The sequence below is a fragment of the Nocardia sp. NPDC052001 genome, from assembly GCF_040680615.1.
Taxonomy (GTDB): domain Bacteria; phylum Actinomycetota; class Actinomycetes; order Mycobacteriales; family Mycobacteriaceae; genus Nocardia.
On sequence record NZ_JBFAXC010000011.1, the window covers coordinates 185,583 to 196,735 of the forward strand.

Annotated in this window: 9 protein-coding genes; 5 read left to right on the top strand and 4 right to left on the bottom strand. The window is 68.0% G+C overall.

Annotated features, from left to right (window positions below):
• Positions 1–2: 2 nt before the first annotated feature.
• From AB0L82_RS36030 to AB0L82_RS36040, 3 genes are all read left to right on the top strand, one after another.
• Positions 3–344 carry a hypothetical protein gene (locus AB0L82_RS36030; protein ID WP_364647046.1) on the top strand — a complete coding sequence of 114 codons (342 nt, stop codon included), beginning with the start codon at positions 3–5 and terminating at the stop codon, positions 342–344.
• Between the two features lie 79 nt (positions 345–423).
• Entirely contained in the window at positions 424–738 is a 315-nt protein-coding gene (locus AB0L82_RS36035; RefSeq protein WP_364647049.1) for a hypothetical protein, read from the top strand.
• Positions 735–980, top strand: a complete 246-nt coding sequence (locus AB0L82_RS36040) for a hypothetical protein (protein ID WP_364647052.1) — start codon at positions 735–737, stop codon at positions 978–980. Before AB0L82_RS36035 ends, AB0L82_RS36040 begins: the two co-directional genes overlap by 4 nt.
• A 104-nt stretch (positions 981–1,084) precedes the next feature.
• Here the strand turns inward: AB0L82_RS36040 and AB0L82_RS36045 are convergent, their stop codons facing one another.
• On the bottom strand, positions 1,085–1,507 hold the full coding sequence (locus tag AB0L82_RS36045) for a hypothetical protein (protein ID WP_364647055.1): 423 nt from the start codon (positions 1,505–1,507) through the stop codon (positions 1,085–1,087).
• A gap of 309 nt (positions 1,508–1,816) precedes the next feature.
• On the opposite strand from AB0L82_RS36045, the gene mobF reads away from it, so the two are divergent.
• The gene (gene mobF, locus AB0L82_RS36050; protein WP_364647058.1) at positions 1,817–6,751 is read left to right on the top strand and encodes a MobF family relaxase; all 4,935 of its coding nucleotides are present in this window, start codon (positions 1,817–1,819) and stop codon (positions 6,749–6,751) included.
• A gap of 191 nt (positions 6,752–6,942) precedes the next feature.
• Here mobF and AB0L82_RS36055 read toward each other — a convergent pair whose 3' ends face one another.
• Complete coding sequence (locus AB0L82_RS36055) at positions 6,943–7,698, bottom strand: hypothetical protein (protein WP_364647061.1); 756 nt, start codon at positions 7,696–7,698, stop codon at positions 6,943–6,945.
• 113 nt (positions 7,699–7,811) lie between these two features.
• On the opposite strand from AB0L82_RS36055, the gene AB0L82_RS36060 reads away from it, so the two are divergent.
• Entirely contained in the window at positions 7,812–8,903 is a 1,092-nt protein-coding gene (locus tag AB0L82_RS36060; RefSeq protein WP_364647064.1) for a hypothetical protein, read from the top strand.
• A gap of 161 nt (positions 8,904–9,064) precedes the next feature.
• Here the strand turns inward: AB0L82_RS36060 and AB0L82_RS36065 are convergent, their stop codons facing one another.
• Positions 9,065–9,208: a hypothetical protein gene (locus tag AB0L82_RS36065; protein ID WP_364647066.1), complete on the bottom strand. Its 144-nt coding sequence runs from the start codon at positions 9,206–9,208 to the stop codon at positions 9,065–9,067.
• A 618-nt stretch (positions 9,209–9,826) separates the two neighbouring features.
• Positions 9,827–10,813 carry a tyrosine-type recombinase/integrase gene (locus AB0L82_RS36070; RefSeq protein ID WP_364647068.1) on the bottom strand — a complete coding sequence of 329 codons (987 nt, stop codon included), beginning with the start codon at positions 10,811–10,813 and terminating at the stop codon, positions 9,827–9,829.
• Positions 10,814–11,153: the final 340 nt, after the last annotated feature.

The window sequence follows — 11,153 nt, forward strand, 5'->3', positions numbered from 1 at the left end:
CCATGCCCAAACCCGCGATCACCGCGCTGGCTCCCATGATCATGCGCACCACCGACAACGGGAGCGTTCACTATGACGTGCCCGTAGGCGATGACATCAGCTTGAACGTGGCGAGCCTGTATCCCTACGGCACACGCTGGCAGCTGTTCGTATCGGGAGTCGAGGGACACCGCATCGTGGCGGGGACCGCCGACGCCGAAATTCACATCCTGCGGCGAGCGCTCACACTCGCCACTGAATCGGCGACTCACTGGCACAGCAAGTCCAAGGAGTCATCCGGCTTGCTCTTGGAAATCGTCCGTCGACGTGACGAACGCTCCCGGGCCGAGGCCATCCAGCCCTGATCAACGTTCCGCAGTACGACGAGGTACCCGGCAACCAACCCGCCCAGCGTGACCAAGCCCGTAAGGAGAGCAGCCAGCCATGACACCCACCGATTCCACCTCACGCCCCGAACCCGCCCGCAGAGCCGCATTCGCTGCGTGCCAATGCGATTGCTGCACCCCCGCGACTCAGGAAGGAAAGCACGCGGACGGCGAACCACCGCTCCGGGCATCCGATGAGCTGGACAAGATTGTGCTCATGCTCGGGGCGATCACCAGCGGCACCGCCCTGCGGTGCGACGGCATGAGCCTCACCCTGCGCGACGGCCGCGAGGTCGATATCTGGGAATCCGGCAATGACGGCGGATTCAAGTGGGCATACAGCCTGCCACCCCGGACGGACCGTCAGCCGTGAGTTACTCCGGACCCGCGTGGACCGAGTTCGCCAAGGGCGAGCGCCTGCGTGTACGCCGCGTGTTCAACCCCGCGCATCCGGTCAGCGGGAACCACCGCGCCGAATGGTTCGGCCGAATCCTCAGGGACGTGTCCGAACACGGGTTCTGGCTGGCCCGCGAGGACACCGGCAGCCGCACCTTCCATGCGTGGGATCCAGGCCCCACCTGTCACCAAACCGTCACCACGGCCCCGCCCCGGTGACCTACCTTCCCGCAGCCCGACGATGTGCCAGGCCCAGCAATGACGCTGTGCCGCGCGGGAACCCCATCAATGCCCCTGTGAGCACTTGGCAGCCAGCCAGGTGCTCACAGGGGCATTTGTGCGTTCTGGGCCGGTTGCGGTGTGGGCGGAGCCTTCTTCGCGGTGCTCGCTGGTTTGGTCGGTGCGTTCACCCCACCGCGCAGCAGCGCCCGCAGCTGGCCCGCCTCGAGCCCGGTCAGCGCTACCAGTTCGGACTCCGAGGCCCCGCGCTCACGAATCCGGCGCAGCGCCGCGGCTTGTTCCCCCTCCGCTGTGGCGACCGCCTGCTCATAGGTTTGGGTCGCTGTCGCGATCGCCGTATCGCGCCGCACGGCAGCTTTGTCCACTGCCCCAGCCGCTTTCAGGAACGCCGCCACATCGGCGAGGTTGGCTTGCTCTTGTTCGCGGTGCGCGGCCGCCACGGCCGCCATGCGTTCGCGTGCGAGTTTGGCCGCACTCACCGCCGCGCCCGCTGATTTGCTGACCATGTCCCAGCCCTCCCACCGGGCCGCGCGGCCCGTCGCGACGGTTGTCCGGCGGAGCAGGCCCGAAAAGCCCGGTATTTGCTCGCCGAACGCTGTTGTTCTCACCGTACGCCGTGTTTCCCCGTTTCAAGATCGAATTTCGTGCGTTTTCGATCCCGTGCCGCTCCCCATGCCCGCCTGGTCGTCTTCTCGCTGTACCGCTCTTTTCACTGCCTTTCAAGCCTCCGATCCTTTACACACCTCTTGCACTATTGTGAATTTTGGGTCTCAACCCTTTCGTAGCTGCGGATTCGCGCGCATTCTGATCTTGTGATGACCATCCACCCGATTCACGCGGGCGATGGCTACACCTACCTCACCCGGACGGTGGCCACCGGCGACCGAACGCGTGCCCCGGGCCAGGCAATGACCGATTACTACGTGGCTTCGGGTACCCCGCCGGGCCGGTGGTACGGGCGCGGAGCGGAAATTCTCGGGGTCTCGGGGGATGTGTCCGAAGCCCAGATGCGTGCTCTGTACGGCGAGGGAATCCACCCGGACGCCGATGTGATCATCTTGGCCGCGCTCGATGAGGGCAAGAGCGTGAAGGAGGCGCTGGCGGCGGCCGCGCTCGGGTCCGGGCACCACCGCCGCGGGCACGGCAGCACCGCGATCGTGGCCCTGTACGACCGCGCCAGGGCCGAGTTCCTCACCGAGCATCGCCGCGCCCCGCGCGGTGAGGAGTGGGCGATGCTGCGGGAGAACGCGGCCTGCGCGCACATGGAGAACGAGCTCGGTCGCGCGCCCTCCTCTACCGAGATCGAGGGCGCGCTGGCTGATGAGAAGCGCCGCCTGGCGCGCGCGGTCGCGGCCTATGACTTGGTGTTCACTCCGCAGAAATCGGTGTCGGTGTTGTGGGGTTTGGGCGATGACGCACTGCGCCAAGCGATTTGGCAATGCCACGAGGAGGCGATGAACGAGACCCTGGATCGGATGCAATCGGCGTACGCGCTGGCGCGTCGCGGGGCCGGCGGGGTACGCCAAATCGACGCCGACGGACTGACATTCGCCCAATTCCAGCACTTCGACAATCGGGTCGGTGACCCCAATCCCCACACCCATTGCGTGGTCTCGGCACGGGTGCTGGGCAGCGATGACAAGTGGTCGGCCCTGGATGCGCGGGCGCTGTATTCGGCGACGGTGTCGCTGTCGTGCCAGTACAACGGCACCCTGGTCGGCAAGCTGCAGCGGCGGCTCGGGCTGCGGTTCGAGGAGCGCTACCGCAACGGCGTGAACAAGGCCCCGGTGCTGGAGATCGCGGACGTTCCCGAAGCGTTGATCACCGGATTCTCCCGTCGCCCGGACATCCTGCGCGCCACCGAAGCCCTGGTGCGCGAGTACCGGGCCAGCCATGGACGGAACCCGGACAAGAAGACCCAGATCCACCTGGCCCAAGCCGCCACGCTGGCCAGCCGCGCGGCCAAACCGATCCCGAAAACCTTGCGCGAGATGCTCGCCGAATGGGCGGAGCAGGCCGAATCCTTCCTCGGCGATGGGCGCACCGCGGAGCAGTTCGTCGCCGATGTGCTGCGCTTGTCCCGCGATCCGGACGCGATCCGGCCCTACGACCTGACGCACGCGGCCCTGGCCGCCGGGATCGCGTTGGGCGCCAGCGCCGGGATCGAACAAGCCCCGCGCAGCCGGATCCGCGCGGTCATCGATCAGACCCTCGAGCGGTACGAGTTCGACAGCGCCACCGCGCGGGACCGCGCCGCCGCCGAGGTCGCGACGTTGCTGGATCAGGTCAACGACAATCACCTGCTCGATCACGTCGACCGCGCCGCCATCGCCGCCGATCGCGCGGTCTATGACCCCGAACGCCTGGCCGCCGACGTGCTCGATACGGTCTCGCGGCGTCGCCCCACCTGGACCGAAGTGCATATCCGTGCGGCCACCGAAGACCGAGTCGCGTTGTGCCGCTGGGACACCGATGCCGCCCAGCGCGCCGCGGTGGAATCCATCCTGGCCACGGTGCGCGCCCAGTGCCTGCGCTTGAGCGTCGATCCCGATCCCCTACCCGCCGCGCTCACGCGCCGGAGCGGGGAGAACGTCTACGACACCTGCGCGGAGACCACCGTCCGCTACACCAGCGAAGCGATCCTGAACGCCGAAACCGCGCTCCTGGACGCCGCCCGCACCCCCACCACCGAGTTCGTCACCGGCACCGCCGTGCAGGCCGCGATCGCGGCCACCGAAGCCGCCAGCGGACAAGAACTCAACCCCGGGCAACGCGAGATCGTGCGGCATCTGTGCACCGTGGGCACCCGGTTGGCGGTCGCGATCGGACCCGCGGGCACCGGCAAAACCACCGCGATGCGCGCGGTCTCCCACGCCTGGCTCGCCGATGGGCGCGAGGTGATGGCGCTGGCACCGCAGAAGTCCTCCGCGCGCGTACTCGGCGAGGAGATCGGTGTCCCCGCGCGCACCATCGACTCGATCCTGGCCCTGCACGCGCGCGGTATGGACACCGGCATCACCGCGGGGGCGATGCTGCTGGTCGATGAGGCGGGCATGGCATCCACGCACAACCTGCACGCCCTGCAAACCCTGGCCGACGATATCGGCGCGGTCGTGCGCTGGATCGGCGACCCCCATCAGCTCTCGGCCGTGGAAGCCGGAGGCGCGCTCCGCCTGCTGGCCAAAGACACCACCGCACCCGCTCTGCAGGACGTGGTGCGTTTCGCCGATCCCGCCGAAGCCGAAGCGTCGTTGCAGGTGCGCGAGGGCAGCGCGAACCAGGCATGGGAGTTCTACAAGAGCGCCGGACGGGTGGTGTCCGGTCTCGCGGACGAGCTACGCGAACAGATCCTCACCGCGCACCTGGACGACCTCGACCAAGGCATCGAGAGCCTGATGATGGCCGCCACCCTGGACGACGTCCATATGCTCAACGCCGCCGCCCAAACCGCGTACGCGATGCGCGGACACCTCGACCTCGCCAGCGCCGGTGCCCCGCTCGCGGACGACCACACCGCGCACGTGGGCGACCTGATCGTCACCCGCCGCAACACCTCCCGGCTGCGGATCACCGGCGGCTACCGCGCCGGGGATCCGGTCGACAACGGCGAACAATGGCGGGTCTCGCACATACACGAGGACGGCTCGCTCACCGTGACCGGGATCAAACACCACGGGCACGTGCATCTGCCCACCCGCTACGTCCTGGACTCCACCGAACTCGGCTACGCCAGCACCGTGCACCGCGCGCAAGGGATGACCGTGCGCCGCGCCTACGTCCTCATGGGCTCGGCATTGGGGCGCTCCCTCGCCTATGTCGGACTCACCCGCGGCAGCGAATACAACGGCATCTTCCTGGCCACCGATGTGCTCGCCGAACCCGATCTGCACCACGCCCCCGGCGAAGAACTCACCGAACACCAGGTGTGGTTGCGCGAGCTGGGCCGCCGCGACGACAACATCAGCGCCACCCAGATGCTGCGCGAGGAAACCGACCGCGCCAGCGACCCCGCCCGCCTGCACGAGCTGTACGAACACGCCCGCGAACTCCTGATTACCGCCCGCATGGACGACCTGCTCGAGCGCGCCCTGCCCCCGGCATTGTTCGAGCATGTTCAGCAGTCCGAGCACTATCCCACGCTGGTGCAGACGCTCGATCGTGCCGAGCAACACGGTGTCGATGTGATCGCCCTGGTCGGATTGATCGCCACGGACCGGTGGCGCGCCACCGACGACGGCCTCCCCGACACCGAGGATCCGGCCGCGGTCCTGCGCGCTCGCGCCGACCGCCATATCGCACGCCAGATCGGACGCATCTCCCACGCTGGCACCGAACGATTCCGCACCCTGCGCGATCTCCCGGCCCCTGAGCTGGCACCGGTTCCGGCCCGCTACCCCGGCATGGATACCGAACTCGCCGACTACCTCACCCAACTCACCGAGCGCCTGAGCACCAGCGGCGATCTCGAGCAGCTGGCCGCCAACCCCGATCGTGTCGTGGCCGGCACCGACCTCGCCGCCGCCCTGGCCCTGCCTCCTGACACCGACAACCTGGATCAGCGAATCACCCGCCTGCACGCCGATTACGAGCACCGCGTGCACGTACTGGGACGCGATTGGGCGCGCTACCACCTCGCCGAGACCCTGCCCGCCGGGCTCCACCACCACGTCCAAGACAGCCCGGACTACCCGCACCTGCTAGACCTCATCGCCGACGCGCACGCCGCCGGACTCGATACCACGGCCCTGATCCACGAGATCACCGACACCAGCACCGAACACGCGCCACCGCTTCAGCGCGGACGCGACGCCGCCACGGTCCTGAGCACGCGGGCCGAGGCCGTGCTAGCCCGCCATCACGCCGAGACCTGCGATCCGATCACCGCGCCCGAACCGACCCCGCTGCCTCCCGAGCCTCCTGGCCTCGATCGCGCCGTTCTGGAGCACGCGAACGATCTGCTGCACCAAATCGGCGTGCTCGAAGATTTGCAGCGACTGCAAACCATGCACGCCGACCCGCTCCGCATGCTCGACACCACCGCGCTCACCAGCGAGATCCGCCGCTTGCGGCGCACGATCAGCACCCCGGATCCGACCGAACTCGCCGCGGCGAACACCACTTCCGAAGTCGACGCCCTCGCCGCCGACCACGCACGACTGCGGACCCGCACCAACTGCATCCGCACCGCCCACACCGCACTCGATGCGCTCCAGCACGCCGAACACGCCCTCGCCGAGGCTGCACAGCAGATCGCCACCGCGCGAGCACATCTGGACTCGCTACCGGGATTCCGGGTCGCCGCGCGCCGCGACGCCCAAGCCGCGATCGACAACGCCCAGAGCATGCTGGCGGCACAAATGCAGCAGGTGCAACAAGCCCGCCACGAAGCTGACCAGGCCGTCAACGCCGCACTCAATGCTGGCGCGCCGCAAGCGGAGTGGGCGACCCTGCTGGACCGCGATACCGACGACACCCTCGCTGCGGAAGTGACTGCCGCGCAGGCCGCAGACACGCGCACCCAGCAATCACGCGCCCGCCGCACCAACCAACGCGCCACCGCCGCAGCACGATTGGACAAAGCCCTCGCCGAGAAAGCGCGCCGCCGCGGACTCACCCCCGCCCAAGCCGAAGCCGAGCAGCGACTCCGCACGAACCGTCCGTCCAACGACCCCACCACCGACCAGCACACCGCGGCGCGGCAAGCGCACCCCGAGGCCGGGCACGATCTCGACCATGGCGCCGAACTCTAGAAGGCCGAACACGTCGTCCCTGGTCCAACGCTCTGCCACAGTCGTGGCATGAACGAACAGGTCAAACCACCGCCACCCTGCCCCGCCTGCGGCACCCTGATGGCACCGATCCTGTACGGACTGTTGAACGCCGACGCGTGGGCACGATTGACACCGTGCTAATCAAAGTATCCATATGGATATTTCGGGAGTCAGCGGTGGGCGTCGCCGACGCCCATGTCGTGGCGGGCGCGGTGCATCTGTTCGTGGTGGGCCGACCCGTGGGCGACGGCGGCCGCGACCACGGTGGCCGGGGACTTGCGTGCCCAGCGGTCGATGGCCAGTCGCGCAAGGGTGCCCGCGGGCAGTATGTACGCCTTGTGCGGGATGCCGAGTTCGGCGACCGCGGACATCATGCGCAGCCCACGGGCGGTGGCGTTCTCACGTCCGGGGAGTTCGGTGTGTACCCGGTCGCGGGCCTGGTCGAGCAGTTCGGCGTGGTGATCCTGGGCGGCGGTGAGCATCGCATCCAGGCGCAGCGCGTAGGGCGCGGGCAGATAGAACGAGACCACCGAGGCCGCCGGGAACGCGCGCCCACGTTCGAGGGCGAGGTTCTCCCGCATGCGCGCGGCGTAGCGGATCAGCTCACGCGGTTCGGGTTCGGCGTGGTCGAGCAGATGAACGACCGCCGCGGCCACGCAATCCGAGCTCGACGCCGGTGGGCGATTGTTCGGGGTCGAGAAGCGCCGATCGGGCACGGTGAGCTGGCGTCGCCAGCCATCGACGACGCGGGCCTGGGCGATGGTCAGCTTCCCGGTCGAGTAATGCCGCGCCGCCCTCGCAGGCTCACTCTCCCCCGCATCGTCGTCCGGGGCCGGAGTGGGATCGGTCTGCGCGTCGTCGATCCGCTCAAGCATCCGATCCACCTCACGGCCCGGCTCCACCGGACCGCCAGAGTCAGTATCCATATGGATACTATACATTGTTTGCGCAGCTAGATGGCACTTTTCTTTGTCGGTTCCTCGCGCTATCGTCGGGTTCGGCAGGTGGGGAAATCTCGATTCGGGAAGGGACTCGGGTAATGAGCACCAGGAAAGACTTCGGTCCGATTCAGGCCTCGCGCGAGCTGGGCCTGGCCCAGTGGCAGTGGTACGCCGCACGACGCAGCGAGCTCATCGGCGCCCCGGATCGCGGCGGGCGGTGGTCGGCCGAGCTGATCGCCGAGGCCGGCGCGCGGATCGAGCAGATCCGCGCGCAGCTGCCGGACGGTCCGCCGATCGGGGCGGTGCGCGCCGCCGAACGGATCGCCCAGCACCTGGACGGTGTGGCGGTGGCCGGGTGCGATGTCGAGGCGCTCGCCCTGCACGGGCTGCTGACCGGGGTCGATGAGTACAAGGGCCACGCCCTCTACGACCAGAACGACCTGGACCGGGTCGCCGCCGACCACGGCGAGTTGATCGCGGGCCTGGCCACCGATCGGCTCGCCTGGCAGCAGGCATCGCTCACTCGGGACGAGGCGTGCGAGCAGCTGGGCTGGAATCGCACCGAATTCGCCCGGGTGACAAGCGAACTCGGTATCGAGGCGGGCAGGTTCGGGCGCTGGCCACGGGAGCAAGTCCAGGCGCTGGCCACCGACGAGCAGTTGTGCGAGCGGGTGCGCCGGGCCCGGCTGCTGGGTCCGGATCAGGCGGCGGAGTTCCTGCGGGTGCGCCGCCGCGAGGTGGATTACCTGGTCGCGTCCGGATTCCTTGCTCCCGCAACACATGTGGACTCCGAGATCAGCCGCAACCGGTACGTGAGCGTGGCCCTGTACACAACTGGGGCGCTCGAAGACCTCCTCGACTTCGCTGTGATCGACTGGGAACAACTGCGGGGCCTGGAACCGGGAGATCCCTCACCCCTGCGGGAGTTCACCGCCTTGCCGATCGAGCGCGCGAAACTGGTGCGCGCCCTGGCCACGGATCTAACCCAGACCCACGGCGTCGAGGTGGACCCGCGCTATGACTACCGCGCCGACACCTGGCACCTGCACTGGCAACCCGACATCAAAGGCGTCCCGAGTCGAGAGGGCGTGGCCGCCGAGATCGCCGCGCGCCCCCTCCTGCGCCCGCACCGTCGTCAGATCGCCCTGCACCCTGCAGAGACCACCGTCGAGAAGGGGAGTTCTCGCTGACTCTCAGCTGAGGTCGAGCGCGTCCAGATCGATGGGATGGTGTGCGGTCACACTCGCTAGCGCCGCGCCGCGTCGATCGCACGCACGCCCCGCGTACTCGCGACCTACTGGCGGTGCCGAGACCCCCGGCGCGGCGCCGGAGGTCTCACCATCACGCACGATCAGTCGTCGGCCTCCTCATTGCGGTCGGCCGCCTCGGCGGCTCGCTCGTCGAAACCGGACTGCGCGGTCGGACTGTCTGGATCGCGCTCGGCCGCGGCCGCGATACGGTCGGCCGCTTCACGGTCCATCGGTTCCTTGCCCATGAGTGCTCCTCGGATGCGAACGGGCCACGCCTGAACGGGAAAGCGATACAGCTCGGATCCGAAAGATGCCCAGGCGTGGGTGATTGACGACGGTCTCTCACCACCTGGGGTAGGCGAACGCAGCGTGCGCCGGGGGATTCCGTCCGCTGCGATACCCGTTGCCGCCGAAACGGCACCGGTCGTTTGTCGTACGTACCGTCGTGTTCCGAGGCGCGCCGACCGTCGAGAGCGCACCTTGCCACCGGGAGGGACGCGCAGACGTACGACGGCGTCTTCGTCTACGTCCCGATGCCCTCAATCATCCCCCCACGCCCACCCAACGAGGACCACTTCTCTCGAAGTTCGAACGCGCCGTCCCGGGCCCGACGCCCTGTCACAGTCGTGGCATGAACGGACCGGTCAAACAACCGCCACCGTGCCCCACCTGCGGCACCCCGATGAAACCGATCCTGTACGGATTGTTGATCGGCGAGGCGTTCACACAAGCGCGGCGCGGACAGGTCATCCGGGGAGGCTGCGTAGTGACTGACGATTCACCGTGGTGGGGCTGTATCCCCTGCGGCCCCACCCCCCACTACCGATTGACACCACGCACCCCGAAACCTCAGTGGCGCAGTGTCAGAAGTCCAAGGCCAGCTGCGCAGTCTCTATCCGCGCCGTCCGGCCGGGATGCGGGATCGGCGGCGTGGCACGCAACGCGTTGATTTGCGGCAGATCGGGTTTGACCTGACCCAGCCGGTGCGCCACCCGCGCGGTATCGGCTTCGGCGGCGACCACGTGCTGGGCGTAGGTCGCACGCAGCACGCCCGGCCCGATGCCCTCTCCCCCGCGCAGTCCGGCCTCACGCCCCAGATCCCGCACGATGTCCTCGATCTGACGCTGGGACAGCCGGCGCAGCGAGCAGTCCACGCCGTCGTTGTCTCCGGCCAGGAAGAACGCGCCGATCCGCAAATCGCCGACCAGCTCGGCACGCTCGGCCCGCCACGCCGCCAGCGCGAAACGCGCGGGCCGGGACAGCATGACCTCGCGGCCGGGTGCGTACAGCACACTGCGCACACCGGTCAGGATCACCTGGTCATCGTTCAACGCTTCGGCCTCGGATTCGCGCAGACCGCCGTACAGCAGCGTCATCACCACCGCCAGGTTCCGCACCTGCAGGATTCGCAACCAGCGCGTGTGCGAGGGCCGGTTCTCCGTGACCGCGATCAGCGCGGACTGCTCCGCCACGGTCAACGGCCGAGTCAGCACCCGCCGGATTTCCGCCGGTGCCACCTGTGTGGCTCCGAGCTCCTGGAACTCGAAGTACACGTTCAACGCCGCTAGCGTCACGTTCCAGGTGGACGGGCTACGTCCGAGCTGTTTCAAATGCGTCAGGTACGCCAGGACCGCGTCATCGCGCCCCTGCGGGGTCACCAGCGCGTCGCGATACTCCGGGGCAGTGTTGTCGAGCCATGTCAGGAACAGGGCGGTGCGGCGGGCGTACTCCACCCGGCTGCGCGGCTTGAGCCGACGGGTCGGGTGCGCGGCAAGCCACAGCACGAACCGCGGGTCCACGCCCGAGCCTTCCGCGTCCATCACCTCACCGCCTTCCCTGCGATCACTCAAGTCTCGAGGATCGCAGCGGCCACCGACAAGTAGGGCGCGACAACCAATTAGTCACGAACCAAAAAGGTTGTGGCCGTGACTAATTGGGATTTTCAGTCGCGTTTTCACACCCAACACGGATGAGAAAGCCATCCGACTTCGATCCGAACAGCTCCGAACTCACCGACGGGCACGGATGGTCAGCACGACAATGCCGCGGATGTGACTGTGGCCAGCAACATGCCGATGGCAGCGAGCAGGAGCCATGTGGCCTTGCGTAGTTTTCGATATCGGTACACATGCAGGTGCGAAGCACGCCACAGCTCGTCAAGCGCTCCTCGTATCTGCTGTTCAGGGGATT

What these genes read in the sequence shown, in the direction of transcription:
- AB0L82_RS36030 (WP_364647046.1), top strand. Translation starts at nt 3, where the DNA reads ATGCCCAAACCCGCGATCACCGCGCTGGCTCCCATGATCATGCGCACC.
- AB0L82_RS36035 (WP_364647049.1), top strand. Translation starts at nt 424, where the DNA reads ATGACACCCACCGATTCCACCTCACGCCCCGAACCCGCCCGCAGAGCC.
- AB0L82_RS36045 (WP_364647055.1), bottom strand. Translation starts at nt 1,507, where the DNA reads ATGGTCAGCAAATCAGCGGGCGCGGCGGTGAGTGCGGCCAAACTCGCA.
- mobF (WP_364647058.1), top strand. Translation starts at nt 1,817, where the DNA reads ATGACCATCCACCCGATTCACGCGGGCGATGGCTACACCTACCTCACC.
- AB0L82_RS36055 (WP_364647061.1), bottom strand. Translation starts at nt 7,698, where the DNA reads ATGGATACTGACTCTGGCGGTCCGGTGGAGCCGGGCCGTGAGGTGGAT.
- AB0L82_RS36060 (WP_364647064.1), top strand. Translation starts at nt 7,812, where the DNA reads ATGAGCACCAGGAAAGACTTCGGTCCGATTCAGGCCTCGCGCGAGCTG.
- AB0L82_RS36065 (WP_364647066.1), bottom strand. Translation starts at nt 9,208, where the DNA reads ATGGGCAAGGAACCGATGGACCGTGAAGCGGCCGACCGTATCGCGGCC.